This is a genomic window from Paraburkholderia terrae (assembly GCF_002902925.1).
Classification (GTDB): Bacteria; Pseudomonadota; Gammaproteobacteria; order Burkholderiales; family Burkholderiaceae; genus Paraburkholderia; species Paraburkholderia terrae.
Window position 1 is genome coordinate 1,569,060 of the sequence record NZ_CP026111.1, and the last position, 15,047, is coordinate 1,584,106.

Annotated in this window: 14 protein-coding genes; 2 read left to right on the plus strand and 12 right to left on the minus strand. The window is 63.6% G+C overall.

Annotated features, from left to right (window positions below; translation table 11 throughout):
* Positions 1-44 precede the first annotated feature (44 nt).
* From C2L65_RS07050 to C2L65_RS07065, 4 genes are read right to left on the minus strand one after another with little or no spacing between them, the layout of a single operon-like run.
* A complete protein-coding gene (locus tag C2L65_RS07050) occupies positions 45-1,184 on the minus strand; it encodes an amidase (RefSeq protein WP_042315271.1) in 1,140 nt (379 codons plus the stop codon).
* Positions 1,181-1,708: a nuclear transport factor 2 family protein gene (locus C2L65_RS07055; protein ID WP_042315272.1), complete on the minus strand. Its 528-nt coding sequence runs from the start codon at positions 1,706-1,708 to the stop codon at positions 1,181-1,183. The genes C2L65_RS07050 and C2L65_RS07055 overlap by 4 nt, the downstream gene beginning before the upstream one ends.
* 3 nt (positions 1,709-1,711) lie before the next feature.
* Entirely contained in the window at positions 1,712-2,089 is a 378-nt protein-coding gene (locus C2L65_RS07060; protein WP_007586999.1) for a hypothetical protein, read from the minus strand.
* A gap of 51 nt (positions 2,090-2,140) precedes the next feature.
* Positions 2,141-3,322: an acyl-CoA dehydrogenase family protein gene (locus tag C2L65_RS07065; RefSeq protein ID WP_042315274.1), complete on the minus strand. Its 1,182-nt coding sequence runs from the start codon at positions 3,320-3,322 to the stop codon at positions 2,141-2,143.
* Between the two features lie 195 nt (positions 3,323-3,517).
* Between C2L65_RS07065 and C2L65_RS07070 the strand changes: the two genes are divergently transcribed.
* A complete protein-coding gene (locus C2L65_RS07070; protein WP_042315290.1) occupies positions 3,518-5,008 on the plus strand; it encodes a PAS domain-containing sensor histidine kinase in 1,491 nt (496 codons plus the stop codon).
* A gap of 7 nt (positions 5,009-5,015) precedes the next feature.
* Here C2L65_RS07070 and C2L65_RS07075 read toward each other — a convergent pair whose 3' ends face one another.
* The 3 genes from C2L65_RS07075 to C2L65_RS07085 form a co-directional block, all read right to left on the minus strand.
* A complete protein-coding gene (locus C2L65_RS07075) occupies positions 5,016-5,402 on the minus strand; it encodes a tautomerase family protein (RefSeq protein WP_042315292.1) in 387 nt (128 codons plus the stop codon).
* 61 nt (positions 5,403-5,463) lie between these two features.
* Positions 5,464-5,964, minus strand: coding sequence for an aromatic-ring-hydroxylating dioxygenase subunit beta (locus C2L65_RS07080; protein ID WP_042315276.1), 501 nt, complete (start codon positions 5,962-5,964; stop codon positions 5,464-5,466).
* Complete coding sequence (locus tag C2L65_RS07085) at positions 5,961-7,244, minus strand: aromatic ring-hydroxylating oxygenase subunit alpha (RefSeq protein ID WP_042315278.1); 1,284 nt, start codon at positions 7,242-7,244, stop codon at positions 5,961-5,963. Before C2L65_RS07085 ends, C2L65_RS07080 begins: the two co-directional genes overlap by 4 nt.
* Positions 7,245-7,418: 174 nt before the next feature.
* Here C2L65_RS07085 and C2L65_RS07090 point away from each other — a divergent pair, with 174 nt between their 5' ends.
* A complete protein-coding gene (locus C2L65_RS07090) occupies positions 7,419-8,339 on the plus strand; it encodes a LysR family transcriptional regulator (protein ID WP_007587013.1) in 921 nt (306 codons plus the stop codon).
* Between the two features lie 2 nt (positions 8,340-8,341).
* Here C2L65_RS07090 and C2L65_RS07095 read toward each other — a convergent pair whose 3' ends face one another.
* The 5 genes from C2L65_RS07095 to C2L65_RS07115 form a co-directional block, all read right to left on the minus strand.
* Positions 8,342-9,313, minus strand: a complete 972-nt coding sequence (locus tag C2L65_RS07095) for a PDR/VanB family oxidoreductase (RefSeq protein ID WP_042315280.1) — start codon at positions 9,311-9,313, stop codon at positions 8,342-8,344.
* 122 nt (positions 9,314-9,435) lie between these two features.
* Positions 9,436-10,416 carry an acrylyl-CoA reductase (NADPH) gene (gene acuI / locus C2L65_RS07100; RefSeq protein ID WP_042315281.1) on the minus strand — a complete coding sequence of 327 codons (981 nt, stop codon included), beginning with the start codon at positions 10,414-10,416 and terminating at the stop codon, positions 9,436-9,438.
* Positions 10,417-10,653: 237 nt separating this feature from the next.
* Positions 10,654-11,223 (minus strand): hypothetical protein, encoded by a 570-nt coding sequence (locus C2L65_RS07105; protein ID WP_042315283.1) that lies wholly within the window; start codon positions 11,221-11,223, stop codon positions 10,654-10,656.
* Positions 11,224-11,447: 224 nt separating this feature from the next.
* Positions 11,448-13,196 (minus strand): PQQ-binding-like beta-propeller repeat protein, encoded by a 1,749-nt coding sequence (locus tag C2L65_RS07110; RefSeq protein ID WP_042315284.1) that lies wholly within the window; start codon positions 13,194-13,196, stop codon positions 11,448-11,450.
* A 187-nt stretch (positions 13,197-13,383) separates the two neighbouring features.
* Positions 13,384-14,433, minus strand: a complete 1,050-nt coding sequence (locus C2L65_RS07115) for a hypothetical protein (RefSeq protein WP_042315285.1) — start codon at positions 14,431-14,433, stop codon at positions 13,384-13,386.
* Positions 14,434-15,047 lie beyond the last annotated feature (614 nt).

The window sequence follows — 15,047 nt, forward strand, 5'->3', positions numbered from 1 at the left end:
AATTCCTTCGCTGCGTGCGTCCAACTGAACGCACGCCGTTGATCTCAAGAGGCGGCAAGCGCCGCTTCGAAGTGCGCGGCGACGGCGCACACCTGTTCGTCCGCGCCTTTACGCCCGACGATCTGCAAACCCGCCTTCATCGGCGAGCCTTCAATCGGGATCGGCAAGCTCAACGCGGGATGCCCGCTCAGATTGAACGGACGGATCAGCGACGACATCGTGAGCACGGGCGTGCCGTTGCGTGCGGCTTCGATCGTGATTGGCAAGGCGGGCAAGGTCGGCAGCACCAGTACGTCGGCATTCTCGAGTGCGCGATCGACGGCGGCCGTGAATGCGCGCCGCGCGCGCTCGGCGGCGTCGAGTTGCGCCTGGGTCGTTTGCACCGCTACGCGCAAGCGTGCGTCGACATCCGCACCGAGTTTGCCCGTTTCGACGAGATGCGCGAATGCGCGCGCCGTTTCTGCGTTGATGACGGCGAGGCCCGCTTCGAAGGCTTCTTTCAGGTGCTCCAGTTCGATCACGTTTGACGCCAAACCCGCGACCTGCACCGCGCGCGCCACGCCCTGGCGGATGGCCGCGTCTGCGTCGACGGAAACGATCGCGACGTTTGCGCTTGCGTTCGCGCGTTTCGCGGCGTCCGTGTCGAACGCGGGTGCGATAGCCGCCATTGCATGGACCAGCGTGGCGATATCGCGTGTGAATGGACCCACGCAATCGAGCGTGGATTCACGTGGTACGGCGCCTTTGCGTGACACGCGCCCGAACGTCGGCTTGAGTCCGATCACGCCGCAGCATGCAGCCGGTCCGCGAATCGAGCCGCCCGTGTCGGTGCCGAGCGCGGCATTGACCAGTTTCGCTCCGACTGCCGACGCCGATCCACTCGACGAACCGCCGGGAATGCGCGCGGCGTCCTGCGGATTGACGGGCGTACCCGTGTAGTCGTTGATGCCCGTCATGCCGAACGCGAGTTCGTGCATGTTGGTCTTGCCGGTGATACGCCAGCCCGCATCGAGCAGACGCTGGACGACTTCGGCATGCGCGGCGGCGGGCGGCGCGTCGGCGAGCGAGCGGCTTGCACCCGTAGTCGGATAGCCGGCTACGTCGATCGAGTCCTTGATGGCGATGGTCGGGCCTGGCGCGGCAGGGTCCGCGCTCAGCGTGAATTCGCTGATGAATGCAGTCATGTTGTCGTGTCCTTGCGAGCGTTGACTTGCCAGGGCGCATCGAAGAGGCGCTCGGTGCGAAAGTGCTGGATCAGCCAGTTGCGGCCGTCCTGCGCGGGCACGAAGTCGATTTCGAGCCGCGCGGCGATCAGTTCGGCGCGCGCATCGACATAACCCGACGCCTGCAGCATGATCCAGCGGCCTTTCGCGCGTGCGCCGTCAACGGCGATCGTCTCCGACGTCAGGAAATGCACATTGGTCGCGAAGTGCGGCACGGGTGGCAGATAACGCTGCAGCATTGCAAGGATAGCCTCATGCCCGCGCAGATGGCCAAACTTCTGCGTGTACTGCGGGCCGATGCCTTCCCAGATCGCGTCTTGCGTGAACAGTGCGGCAAGCGTCTCGCCGTCGAGCGTACCCGAGGGCACATCGCACAAGGCCATATAACGCGTAATGGTCTTGCGCACCGCGTTTTCGGCTTCGAGCGCGACGATGCGCGCCTGCAAGGCTTCGAGCGTGCTGGATGCCAACGTGATATCGCTCATGGCTCAGGACGCGTTCTGCGCAGCAGGCGGCACCGTCAACGCACGTCCGACGCGCGCCTCGATCTTGCCGTAGCGCCACAGGTTGTATTCGCCGACGGGCGTCGTGCGGTACAGATTGCACACGGCCACGGCCGTGTCGAAATCGGCGACGTCGGCCATGATGTAGAACGTCCACGGCGCGCCATCCGACTGACCGACGACGAGCCGGTCGTCGTCCATCACGCCGAGCACTCGCACGTTGTCCATCGCTTCGACGGCGGCCAGCATCTTGCCGTAAGCCTGCCATACCTCGCCGATCTTCTCGCGCGGCAAGTCGAAGAAGTTCTGCGTGACGCCGCAGCAGAACAGCACACGCAACGGCAGCGAACGATTGTCAGTCATGAAACGAAACTCCCTTGAAAACAGGCCTGAAATGAAAGGTATCCAACGCAGTTACAGATAGCCGGGGATCGGCGGCACGCCGACGAACACGGCGCCCGCGCCGTCGTAATTACCTTCGCCGAGGAACGCGTGCTGCGTGACAACCATCGCGTCGCGCATCAGACGTTGCAGCGGATGCGAGCGATAGATTGCCATCGTGCCGCCCAGCCGGTACGCGCGGCCCACCACGTCCGCGCCTTCGCGCGCGATCTGCGTGGCCGCGAGGCGCAGCAGGCTGACCTGATCGGGCGTCACGTCGTTGCCGGCGAGGATCGACTGCCACACTTCGTCCGTCGATTCGTAGAAGAACGCGCGCGCCGAGCGCAACTGCGCTTCGGCCTTCGCGAGTTCGATCCGGTAGTACGCGCGATCGGCGAGTTGCGGCGCGCCCGTCGTCGTCTTGCGGCCGCCCGCCATCTGATTGGCGACGTCGAGTGCGGCGCGCGCCAGCCCAAGGTTTACTACGGCCAGCACCTGGGCCGCGTAGGCGATGGTCGGATAGCGATACAGCGGCTCATCGACCGTCGGCGTTCCGCCGCGCACGAAGGTCCAGTCGTCGGCGACGAACTGGTCAGTGACGCGCAGATCGTGGCTGCCCGTGCCTTGCATGCCGACCACGTCCCAGTTCTCGACGATCTCGACCTGCGCCGGACGGAACACGGCCGTGCGCGGCTTGCCGGGTGCGCCGCCATCCTTGCCCACGCCGATACCGACGCCGAGCCAGTCCGCGCCCTTGCAGCCGCTCGCGAATTTCCACGTGCCGTTCACGCGCCAGCCGCCGAGCGCAGGCTGCGCGGCCTGTACGGGAAAGAGGCCGCCGGCGAACACCTGATCGGGGCCGCTGGCGTAGATCGCTTGCTGCGTCGCGAGCGGCAGCGCGGCGAGATACACGTTCGCGCTGCCGAAGCTCGCGACCCACGCAGCCGAGCCGTCCGCGACGGCAATGCGTTCGATCATCGCGAGAAATTCGCCCGGTGCGCGCGCGTCGCCGCCGAAGCGCCGCGGCGTGCCCGCGCGATAGATGCCGGCGCGCTTGAGCTTCGCGATCACATCGCGCGGCACGTGCGACAGCCGATCGAACTCGTCGCGACGCGCGGCGATTTCTTCGATCACCGCATCGAGGGGCAAGGCATCGGCGGGTTCCGATTGCAGCGTGTGAACGTTGCTTGTGGCGAGGGCAGTGGCGGCTGACATGTCGAATCTCCTGAATACGTTTGACGTTATTGACGTTCAGGCCAGTCTAGAAACGCAAAAAAGCGGCAGCAATTGGGGCGCCGGTCCGCGTTTCCTGGTATCGACGCCCGCGCGTCTAAAGAAATCTTTAGACGCGTGACAGATAAGGCCGATGTTATGGTTACGCTTGCACTCCAGCCCCGTCTCACGCGCATCATGAACTTTCCCGCCGAAGAAGATTTTCACCGTCTGCTCGACGCATTGACGCTGTGCGTGCTGCTGCACGACGCGCAGACGAAGGCGATCGTATGGGCCAATCGCGCGGCCTGTGTCGCGTTGGGTTTCTCGCTCGAAGAACTGCTGCCGCTCAAGGCACCCGACATGACGCGTCCCGAGCCGAAGTACCGGCGCGAGGTCGGCGTGGCCGCGATGGATCGCGCGATCACGCAAGGGCCGCAGGTGTACGAATGGTGTTACCGCTCGCGTGCGGGCATCGACATGTTGTCGGAAGCCATTGCGACGTATGTGCCGTTGCATGAGCGTGCCGTCGTGATGGTGCAGTTCCGCGACATCACCGAAGAAGAGGCGACGCGCCGCAAGCTGCGCCGCTATGAAACGCGCCTGCGCGAATTCATGCAGGATCTCGGCGAAGGCGTGGCGGTGTTGACGCCGCGCGGCAAGCTCGAATACATCAGCGAGTCGGGGCGCCGCGTGTTGGGAGTGGGGCCGGGTGAAGCACTCGGTGGCGTGCCCGACTACTGCACGCCCGCCGATCGCAACCGGCTCATCACGCAGTTGCGTCACGCGACGAGCGAGCAGCCGACGCATGCGCAGCGCTACCGGATCACGCGCCGCGACGGTGCGACGCGCTGGTTGCGCATCACGTGCCGGCGGGTTGCGATCGAAAACGACCTGAATGGCTTGCTGATTCACTTCCGCGACATCAGCGACGAGGTCGCGACGGAAGAAGCGCGCCGCACGGAAGCGCGCATGCTCGAATATGCGGGCCGCTACAACGCAATGGGTGAGATGGCGACTGCCATTGCGCACGAGTTGAGTCTGCCGCTTGCCGCCGTGCGTAATTTCATCGAAGGCGCAATTCAGCGTCTGGGGCAGGGCAGCGTCGACTCCGCGATCTGGGGACTGCGCAGCGCGGACCGTCAGGCCGAGCATGCGGCGCTCATCATCAAGAGCGTGCGCGAGTACATCGTCAAGCGCGAGCCGACTGAAACGCATGCCGACCTGCGCGACATCCTGAGCGACGTCGCGTACTTCATCGAATTGCGGGCGAAGGAAGCCGGCGTGCGCATGCGGATCGAACAGGCGAGCGAAGCGTTGCCCGTGTTTTGCGAGCGCGTGCTGATCGGCCAGGTGATTTTGAATCTCGCGTTCAATGCGCTCGAAGCGTTGACGGAAGCAAAGGGCACGACGGGCGTCGTGACGCTCGCGACGGCCATGGCGGAGGGGCGCGCCGAACTGCGCGTGATCGACAACGGCCCCGGCGTACACGCCGACGCGCACGAACGTCTGTTCGACGGCTTTTCTTCTTCGAAGGCGGGCGGCAATGGCATCGGCCTTTCGCTGTGCAAGAACATCGTCACACGGCATGGCGGACGCATCTGGGCACAAGCGGCAGACGGCGGCGGGCTCGAATGCCGCGTCGCGTTGCCGCTCGAACTCGCGCTCGCTCCCGATGCACGCATCTAGCTTTGTCTCAGCGTCCAAGCGAGCGGGCCGTCTGACCGCCAATGCCGAAGTCAGTGTTGGGAATGTCCTTGATCATCACGCGCGTGGCCTGAAGCGGCGCATCGAGCACGGCGGCGGCCGTTTCAGATAACGCGGCGATCAGCGCTTCTTTTTGCGCATCGGTGCGGCCGGCAATCAGGATCGCGACGATCACGGGCAGCGAAGGCGGCGCGCCATGAGCCGCAGTCTTGCCGCCCAGACCGAAATGCGTGGCGGGCATTTCGCTCAGCAGGATGCGCACGGCTTCGGCAGGCGCGCCGATCGCGGCGACCGTTGCTTGTGTGAGACCCTGGATCAGCGACGCTTTGCGCGCTTCGTCGTGTCCATGCGGCAGATAGACTTCGAGTGTAGGCATCGGGGTTCGCTCCTCGCGCGCAACGGCCTTGTAGCCGCTGCGCGCATCGCGCATCAAAGGATCACAGCAGGAAGCCGATCGCGCTCAACGCTTCCGTCGAGTCGATCAGGCGAATCACCTTTTCGACAAGTCGCGGTTCGCCTGTCGCGAAGCTGATCTTGTGCGTGAGATCGGCGGCGAAGATCGTCGACACGCCGCGCTTGTACGCGACGATCACCTGCGCCGATTTCACTTCGACGACATCGGCGGTATCGCTCGTCAACGTGAAGCGCGACACCGTGCGTACGGTGCGTGCCGCATCGGAGGCCGAAGCCGAATAGCCGGACACCATGCGCTGCACACGCAGTTCGCGCATGTGCTGATCGTCGTACGCGTAGTTAAGCGTCGCGGCAAAGTCGGTGGCTTGCGGATCGATCGGCACGACATAGAAGCCCGATGCGTCCCACAGTTCGAGCCACGCGCGATAGTCGCGGCGGTCGAGCATCTCGGCTTCGCGCCAGATGAATTCGATGGCGCGCGCGAGAGTCTGTTGCGAGAAGAGTGCGTTGCGATCGTCCATCATGTCTGCTCCATCATTGCGCGCCACTGGCGATACGCTTCGCGCATGCCCGTTTCATCCGTTGCGTGTGCGGTCTTTTCGCCGTTCGCGGCCGTCGTTTCGCGATTCAATCCACGGTTGACGAGAATCGGTACTTCGGGGCCTGCATACGAGCCGCGCTGCACGCGTTCCCATGCTTCCGCATCGTCGGGACTACCGAAACCGAACGGGCCCTGGAAGTGTTCGTGAATGCGCAGGCGCACGCGGTTCGCTTCGTCGGGGCCGCCGTCCATTGCGAGCGCGACGTGGCGGATTTCCGTTTCTTCGGCGGAAATGGGGCGCAGCACGCGGAAGAACGCCATCGACAGCGCGAGGTTAGGGAACAGGTTCAGGTTGAAGCCGACACCCATCAGCGAACGCACGATGCGCCGCACTTCTTCCGGCGTGTGGCGTTCGGCGAGCTGCGCGGCCAGTTCGTTGAAGCGCTCGGGCAGCGGCGCGCCATCGTCCTTGTCGAGATCGACGAGTTCCGGCACCAGCACGGCGAGGCTATGGCCATTGCCGAGCGAACGGCAGAACGCCTCATCGCTCGTCATGAAGCTGGTGATCGCGGCCGCCGTTTCGTCGTCGATCGATTTCATCCACGACTTGTGTACGACCGGGAAGTGATACAGGTCCGTCGTGTTCTCGAGCTGGATTTTCCAGTTGCCCTTGAACTTGAACTTGTGTTCGCCATTCGCCTTGATCGGAAAGCCTGCGCCTTGCTTCATGAACAGGTCGATCCACGGCTTCGCGCCGCCGAGAAAATCTTCGAGCGGTTCGACGTTCTCGTCGAAGCTCGCGAAGATCAGCCCTTGATAGATGCCGACGCGCAGCTTCGCGAGCGGCAGGTCGCCTTTCTCGCATACGCCTTCGTAGCCGTCGCCGTAGGGCAGCGCACGCAGCGTGCCGTCGAGCGCATATGACCAGCTGTGATACGGGCACGTAAAGCCTTTTGCATTGCCCTTGTGTTCTTCGCACACGGTCGCGCCGCGATGGCGGCAGCGGTTCTGTAGCACGTTCACCGCGCCCGTCTTGTCGCGCACGACGATCACGGGTTGCCGGCCGATCGTGGTGGTGCGGAAGTCGCCGGGGTTCGGCAGTTCGCTTTCATGTGCGACCCAGACCCACGTCTTGTAGAAGATGCGCTCGAGTTCGGCTTCGAACAGGTTCGGGTCGTAGTACAGCGAGGGCGCGATGCGATCGGCGTGAACGCGCTCGCGCAGCGTACTGGTGTCGATGGTTTGCCAGGTAGTGTCGCTCATCGGTGTTGTGTCGGGACGTGATTGTCGGAAGTGAAATCGAACGAAAGCGCACACAGGTGCTGTTTCTTTCGCGTTGACATCAGTCTCGCTTTGCACAGATCATGCGTCAAATCGATTAAAAATGAGCCGGCCAATAAGTCCGGCAAATAATCAAGACCCAGTCGGAAGCCCACCATGACCTCAATCGATCACGTCGATCTCAATCTGCTGCGCGTGTTTCAGGCGATCGTCGATGAGCGCAGCCTCACGAAAGCAGGCGAACGGCTAGCGTTGTCGCAACCCGCCATCAGTTATTCGCTGGCGCGTTTGCGCACGCTGTTCGACGACCCGCTGTTCATCCGCACCCGCTCGGGCATGCAGCCCACGCCGATTGCGCTGGAGCTTGCAAGCATCGTGGGCCGCGCGCTCGATACGGTGCGCGAGGCGCTGCGTTACGCGGAGAGTTTCGACCCAGCGACGAGCACGCGCACGTTCCGGCTGTCGCTTTCGGATGCGGGAGAAATGGCTTATTTGCCGGCGATCTGCGAGGCGTTGCACGAGCGCGCGCCGCGCGTGAAGCTGTCGGTCGAGCCGCTGCCCGTGGAAGAGATAGAAGATGCGCTGCGTTCGAGCAGGCTCGATTTCGCAATCGGCAATCTGCCGATGCTGATGGCGCGCACGCGCCATCAGTTGCTATTCGAAGAGACGTATGTGTGTATGACGCGCAAGCGCCGCGGCCTGCCGGCAGGTTCGGCGTTGAGTCTCGAACATTTCCTGCAGGCTTCGCATGTGCAGGTGCGCTCCGTCGAGCACAGTCACCATGCGCTCGACGATGCGTTGCGCGCGCAAGGCGTGGGCCGCAACATCGTGCTGCAGTTGCCGCACTTCGTGGCGCTGCCCGGCGTGCTGGCTGTGACTGATCTGTTCGCGACGTTGCCGCAAAGGCTTGCAGGCATCCTCAACGGCAACGACGCGTTTCGCATCTACACGTTGCCTGTGCCGATTCCACAGGCCACCGTGACGATGCACTGGCACGAGCACTTCCACGAAGACGAAGGCATCGCGTGGATGCGAGACCTGATGGCCGAAATGGTGAAGCGCTTCGACAAGACGTAGCGTCAGAGGTCGAGCACGAGCACGGGCGAGCGGGAGCGCGACACGCAGCAGCAGATCACGCTGTTGCTCGCGCGTTCCGCCTTGCTCAGACAATGGTCGCGATGCTCGGGCTCGCCGCTCACCACGTCGACCATGCAGGTGCCGCATACGCCTTCGCCGCACGACGTGTCCACTTCGATGCCGATCGCAGCGAGTGCTTCGACGATCGAAGTCTTGCTGTCCACGCGCACGGTCTGCCCGCTGCTGGCCAGTTGTACGTCGAAGCTGTCGAGCGCGGCTTCGCTGCCGGGCGCTTGAGGCTCGGCGGTGAAGCGTTCGAGATGAATTGCATCGGCAGGAAGGCGCGCTTCGCCCGCCGCGACCACGCGATCCATGAACGGCACGGGGCCGCATGTGTAGACATGCGTGCCTTGCGGCACGTCGGCAAGACATGCGGCGAGTTCTGCATCGAGCGCGTCCGGCTCGATGCCGAAATGCAGCTTCGCGTACGCGTCGAACGGAGCGCGCGAGAGCAGCGGAAGAAACGCCGCATGTTCGGCGCTGCGCGCGAAGTAGTGCAATTCGAACGGCACGTTCATCTTCTGCAGCCGATATGCCATCGAAAGCAGCGGCGTGATGCCGATGCCCGCGCCGATCAGCACATGCCGGCTGGCGTTTTCAGCGAGGCGAAACAGATTGCGCGGCGCGCCGACGGACAGTTCGGTGCCGATCTGCACGTCGTCATGCAGCGAACGCGAGCCGCCGCGCGACTGCGTTTCTTTCTTGACGGCGAACAGATGCGTGTCGCGGCAATCGGGGTCGCCGCATAGCGAATATTGGCGCGTGACGCCCGAGGGACTCGTGACATCGATGTGCGCGCCGGGTTCGTACGCGTCGAACGGCACGCCATCGAGGCGCGAAATGACGAATGAGCGGACGCCGTGTGCTTCGTCGCGCACGGCGTCGACGCGAACCTTGAACGATTGAGCTTGCATGGTGCGATCCAGTCTGTTGCAGTTGGCGGATTCGCATTCAGCTTAAGGTTCGCGTCTGAATCAGGCAAATCGATTAAAAATAGTCGGATGCATAAGTCTGTTCGATAATGCGTGCCCGTGTGCTATCGGTTGACGTCCACCACGAGCCGCCCGCGGATCTTGCCGTCGAGCACGTCTGGCGCGGCCGCCAGCGCTTCCGCAAGGCTGATCTCCTTGACCATTGCGGCCAGCCGCGCCGTGCTCAGGTCTTGCGCGATGCGCTGCCATGCCTCGACGCGGCGCTCGTGCGGCGCCATCACGCTGTCGATGCCTGCAAGTGTCACGCCGCGCAAAATGAAGGGCGCGACGGTGGCGGGGAAGTCCATCCCTTGCGCGAGTCCGCATGCGGCGACGATCCCGCCATACGCGGTGCCCGCACAGGCGTTCGCCAGCGTGTGACTGCCCACGGCATCGACGGCAGCGACCCAGCGCTCCTTCGCGAGCGGCTTGCCCGGCCCGGACAGTTCCGCGCGATCGATGATCTCCTGCGCGCCCAGTTCGCGCAGATAGTCCGACTCAGCAGGACGTCCCGTCGATGCAATCACGTGATAGCCGCGCTTCGCGAGCAGCATGATCGCGACGCTGCCGACGCCGCCCGCTGCGCCCGTCACGAGCACCTTGCCTGGCGCCGGCGTGACGCCGTGACGTTCGAGCGCGAGCACGCATAGCATCGCCGTGTAGCCAGCCGTGCCGACGGCCATCGCGTCGCGTGATGTCAGCGGGGCAGGCGTGCGCACGAGCCAGTCGCCGCTCACGCGCGCGCGTTGCGCGAGTCCGCCCCAGTGCTTTTCGCCGACGCCATAGCCGTTCAGGATCACGTGGTCGCCGGCTTTCCATTGCGCGTGCTCGCTCGCTTCGACGATGCCCGCGAAGTCGATGCCGGGCACCAGCGGAAAGCTGCGCACGACGGGCGAGCGGCCCGTGATCGCAAGCGCGTCCTTGTAGTTGAGCGTCGACCATTCGACACGTACGGTCACGTCGCCTGCGGGCAGATTCGCTTCGTCGATGTCGGTGATGGACGCGCGGCTGCCGTTGTCCTGCTTCTCGATCAAGATGCCTTTCATGGTCCCGTCCGTTGAGTTCGCCTTGCGTGGGTGCCTATTAGTCTAGGCGAGTCCAGGCGAACGCGGGCCGTCTGGCCCGGCTTGCAGTGTTCAACAATGCGGCGGGTCTTTGCTTTCGACGCGCGAGTGGCGGCGCCTTCAAATGCGCGCTAGAGCGGAGTGTTGAGGCGGAGTGACGGCGCAACTGAACAAACGGCGGCATGCCGTTTGTCTTTCGTCGCATGAATGACGCGGGCGCTAGCGCGTGTAGTAGCCGCGCTGCTGCATGCACTTCGAATAAGCGGTCCAGTAACGGACCATCGGCGGCTCGGGTGGAGGCGGTGGCGGCATGGCCGCGAGCGAAGCCGCCGACGGCATGCTGGCTCCCGAAGCCTCGAGCGCGCCCGATGCCGGCATCGCGCCCGAAGCACCCGATGCCGCTGCAACCGTCGACGGAGCTGCGACCCCGCTCGCACCGCTTGCGGCCGTTGCGATGGCTGCCCCGCTTGCGCCCGCTGGGGCGGACGCCGCCATCGCGCCCGATGCGCCCGAGGCGCCCATCGCGGAAGGCAAGGGCGGATTGACCGGCGAGGGCGCAACGATAGGCCGCGGCGCAGCGGCGGCCGCCTTGCCGGGTGGCGGCGGACGCTGCGACTCGCGCGCCATGTTCACGCGCGTCGTCTTGTTGGCATCCGCGTAGCACGCGGCGTTGTCGACGGCCTGTTGTCCCGGGCTCTGGCTGCGTCCCGGATAGGTCAGCGGGTGCTGCGCAACGGATGCGCCGCTGACGACGAAAAGCGCGATTGCAGCATGGGCGAAGCGTGTCATAAGCGAGCGGACTCCCTGGCGAAGTCTTGGTCTTGTCGGCGCGGATGCGCGTCGCGAGGTACGCATGAAGCCATGACGTGCAACATGGCCATTGCGGCCAGTCAGGCCATCGCAGGCCGAAGGGTAGCTATTCCAGCATATCGCCTCACAGCGGCGCAGCACGCCAGAAGCACGCCATTCGTCGCCATTTTCCGTGCTGCAACGCGATATGGGTCACAGCATGATCAATGCAGCAGGCCGAACACGACGACGCCGTTGGTCGCGCCGACGTAGACCTTGCCGCGCGAGATCATCGGCGTGATGAATTTGTTGCCCGCGCCCCACTGGTCGCGGGTTCCCGCCTGATTGCTGTTGTAGAGTTCGCTGCCGAGATTGGTCGCGTCGTACGCGTGCAGCGCGCCCGTCGTGCCGTTTTCCGCGGCCCACAGTATGGCGTTCGAGGTCCCATTCGCCGATATCGCGGGCACGGCGCCCGGATAGGCGAAGGTCGTCGGGCTCTTCGATGCAGCCGTGCTGGCAACCATCGCATTGGTGACGGGCAGCGCCTTGATGTTGTCGTTCAATGCGCCGTAGTAGACGGTGCCGTTGAAATAAGCGGGCGAGCCCCAGATGCCGCCCGCCAGCGTGCCCGTCAACACCTGCCAGATGTTGTTCGCGCTCGCGTTGAATTTGCCCATCGTGTCGCGATCGACCACATAGATCTTGTTGTCCTTGCCTGCCGCGACCGCGAGATGCTTGATGGTGCCGTCGGCAGTCTTCTGATCGGGCAACAGCATCGCACCGCCCGAGCCGAAGTCGCCGTCTGCGTTTGCGAGCGCCACGACGTCGAGCGGCGCGAAGTAGTCGGTCACCTTGAGCGGGCTGGCCGACAGCTTCATGAACGAATTGCCGTAATCGCTATCGACGGGGAAGCCGTTGGCATCGAGCGTCGTGCCGAACGTACCGTTGCCGTCCACCAGATAAATGGACGTGCCATCCGATGCCATGCCCGAGCCCGCCATCCAGACCGATCCCTGATGACCGTTCGGCGCGACGTTGACGACGCCTGTCTGCTGCAACGTGTCGGCGCTATAGCTCATGATCCAGCCCGTGTACGCGCCGGCCATGCAATGCGCCGTCCAGCCCATGAAGATGTTGCCGTTTACGAGCGTCAACGCGACGCGCTCCGTGTGCAGCGAAGGATCGAAGGTGAGTACGCCGTTGACGCTGTTGCCGCCCGTGCCTTGCGCGGTCGCCGCGATTTCGGTCGGACCGCCGAAGAGTTCGGCGCCGCTCGCGAGATCGAGGGCATGCAGGCGGTGATGAAGGCCGCCGCTTGCATCCTTCGTCATCGCGACCGCGTACAGCACGCCATTCGCGCCACGACTGCGGTCGATGACGGGCGTCGACGTAATGCCGATTTCCGGCGTGATGTCGTTGCAGCCGCGATTGTCGCTGGGTGTTTCGTTCGTGCCCGTCAGCGAGACCTTCCATAGTTGCGCGTAGTTGTCGGCGTCGTACGCGTAGACGCTGTTGTGCTCCGTCACGACATAGATCACGTTGTGGGTCGTGCCGTTGATCGACAGGCTGGTGACCGAGAGCGGCTGGCCGTCCACCTTGCCGTCGGCGGGCAGAAACGCGAGTTTGCCGAACGTTGCCGAATTGACGTTGGCCGGTGTGAGCGTCGTCTCGGCGAGCATTTGACCAGTGCGTGCGAGATCGTTGTGATGTGTCAGCACGTCGGTGGCGACTGAGGCGGTCGCTGTCGGTGCTGCATTGCCGCCCGAACCCGATGTGCCGCTGCCTGAGCCTGAGCCCGCTCCCGTGCCATTAGTGCCGGCGTTACTGGTGCTCGCGCTGTCCGACGAGCCGTTGCCGCATGCCGTGCAAAAGAGCGCGAGCGTCAGTGCGACGGCAGCCTTGCTGACGCGTGAAAGCGTGCGAGCCGTCTCGCTCGTCGAAGAGACCAGGGATGCTGACAGCTGTCGATGCATGCGCGTGTCTCCCCACGCCCCAATGAGCGTCCTCGGATGGAGGCATGCGCGTTATCGCTGTTCTATGCGGCGCTTGCCAATCTTTCCATGGTAAGAACGACGGCGCACGCTCAGGCGACATCGCTTCGTCTCTTTCCGCCAGACGGCCGCTTTTCTCGCGATGGCGGAATGACGGCGCTCAGGAAAGCTAGTGCTGCCGATAGACTTGCGAGTCGTCGCTTGCGGGCAACGTGGCGGGACTCTCGGGTGGAGACCAGGCCTGAACGGTGGGAAGAGGCGTGTGCTGCACGGGCTTTGAGGCTGTTTTTGCTGGCGTGCGTCGTGCCGCGACGGTGGACGTGGCGGACTTTGCCGGCGGCGTTTTGCTTGCGACCTTCACGGGCTTGCGCGGACTTTGCGCGTTCGCTTGCACACAAGGCGAACGCGGGCCGCACGCGGCATTCGCCTGCTTCGTGCTGGTTCGACGTTCCTGTTGTGCAGCCGTCGTGCTGTGAGCGCGCGTGGGCGGCGGCACGCTGGCGAGCTGACGTGTGCGTGGCGCGGGCTGAGGCAGCGGAGGGGCAAGTGGCTTTGCTGCAAGCTGTTTCGTCTGTTTCTCAGGCGTCTTTTGCGTCTTAGGCGGTGTCTTGGCTGACGACACGGGCGCCGTCGTTACCGGCAAGCTCGGCGTGCTGCTAGCGAGTGTGCTGCTGTGCGCGTTTGCGGACTGATGAGCGGCGGCGCCCGCCATGACGGCCGTATCGGTTGCATCGCGGCTGCGCAGCGCTTCGATCTGCTCTCGCAGGCTCCGCGCGAGTTCCTGCGTGCGATCGGCGATCGTCGGTCGATCGTGACGCGGCATCGCGCGCAGTTCGTTCTGGGTGACGATGCGGCGCAAGCGGCTTTGCATCGCATCGCGCTGCGTCAGCGTAATGTAGGTGCCGAATGCGATCGCGAAGCCTAGCAACACGACAGCGGCGCCCGTGCTCAGCTTCCAGTCGGGCGTACTCACTGACGTAGGCGCAGCGATACGGCGCGGCCTTGGCCTGATGCGCCTGAAAAGTGGCGGATAAGTCGGCAACGGGTCGTGCGCATCATCCGCAGCCCGGTTCGCGCGTGCATGAGGCACTGAAGCGTCGAGGGGAAATAGCAGATCGAGCGGCGGCGCAGGATGGTCTCGCTGCGCGCCAGGTTTTGTCTCCTGCGTCGTGTCGCATTGCTCGTGCGGCGGCACTGGACGCTTGCGAATCGTGTCCATGGACAGACTCCCATGCCGGCACGCGTGACGGCATCGCACATTCTTCTCGTTGGCAACCATCGTGCGCAGGACATCGCCTTTACGACGCAATGCGTCGCACGTAATCGCAATGGTCGTTATGCAATATGAGTCAGCTTTCGCAAGAGGTCAATAAAACTCGACTATTCGGTTGAAAAAAGCCGGTGTGCGTGTGTGTGAAGCGCGACAAACGGATTGGATTTCGCGAATTGGGCAAGTAAATCACCAATCGCAACTGATTCAGGCGATTCGGAAAATCGCCAGAAAAGAATTCATCGTGCGATGCGCGCCTTTTAAAAATGGAAAATAAATGGGCAAAAAACCAGCTAGCTGTTTTGCGCCAATCATATATCCCTATTTACAGGTCATTGAAAGATTGCGCAATTTTGACCTGGGAAACGTGCGTGACGTGCAAGTTTAATACGGTGTTTATCATCGTGCGAATGCAAGCGCACAAAATGAATGTGATGAATCTTCATACGTTACAAAGAGTTACCCCGTTTCAGCAGACGTAAGCATTGTCGTTCGGTACGATTCGGCCTTGCAAAAAGAGTCCGGGTAGCTGGATGTTTTTGTCTGAAGGCTGGAAAGGCCGT

What these genes read in the sequence shown, in the direction of transcription:
- C2L65_RS07085 (WP_042315278.1), bottom strand. Translation starts at nt 7,244, where the DNA reads ATGAGCGACACTACCTGGCAAACCATCGACACCAGTACGCTGCGCGAG.
- C2L65_RS07110 (WP_042315284.1), bottom strand. Translation starts at nt 13,196, where the DNA reads ATGCATCGACAGCTGTCAGCATCCCTGGTCTCTTCGACGAGCGAGACG.
- C2L65_RS07105 (WP_042315283.1), bottom strand. Translation starts at nt 11,223, where the DNA reads ATGACACGCTTCGCCCATGCTGCAATCGCGCTTTTCGTCGTCAGCGGC.
- C2L65_RS07050 (WP_042315271.1), bottom strand. Translation starts at nt 1,184, where the DNA reads ATGACTGCATTCATCAGCGAATTCACGCTGAGCGCGGACCCTGCCGCG.
- C2L65_RS07080 (WP_042315276.1), bottom strand. Translation starts at nt 5,964, where the DNA reads ATGATGGACGATCGCAACGCACTCTTCTCGCAACAGACTCTCGCGCGC.
- C2L65_RS07060 (WP_007586999.1), bottom strand. Translation starts at nt 2,089, where the DNA reads ATGACTGACAATCGTTCGCTGCCGTTGCGTGTGCTGTTCTGCTGCGGC.
- C2L65_RS07070 (WP_042315290.1), top strand. Translation starts at nt 3,518, where the DNA reads ATGAACTTTCCCGCCGAAGAAGATTTTCACCGTCTGCTCGACGCATTG.
- C2L65_RS07090 (WP_007587013.1), top strand. Translation starts at nt 7,419, where the DNA reads ATGACCTCAATCGATCACGTCGATCTCAATCTGCTGCGCGTGTTTCAG.
- C2L65_RS07075 (WP_042315292.1), bottom strand. Translation starts at nt 5,402, where the DNA reads ATGCCTACACTCGAAGTCTATCTGCCGCATGGACACGACGAAGCGCGC.
- C2L65_RS07115 (WP_042315285.1), bottom strand. Translation starts at nt 14,433, where the DNA reads ATGGACACGATTCGCAAGCGTCCAGTGCCGCCGCACGAGCAATGCGAC.
- C2L65_RS07095 (WP_042315280.1), bottom strand. Translation starts at nt 9,313, where the DNA reads ATGCAAGCTCAATCGTTCAAGGTTCGCGTCGACGCCGTGCGCGACGAA.
- C2L65_RS07055 (WP_042315272.1), bottom strand. Translation starts at nt 1,708, where the DNA reads ATGAGCGATATCACGTTGGCATCCAGCACGCTCGAAGCCTTGCAGGCG.
- C2L65_RS07065 (WP_042315274.1), bottom strand. Translation starts at nt 3,322, where the DNA reads ATGTCAGCCGCCACTGCCCTCGCCACAAGCAACGTTCACACGCTGCAA.
- acuI (WP_042315281.1), bottom strand. Translation starts at nt 10,416, where the DNA reads ATGAAAGGCATCTTGATCGAGAAGCAGGACAACGGCAGCCGCGCGTCC.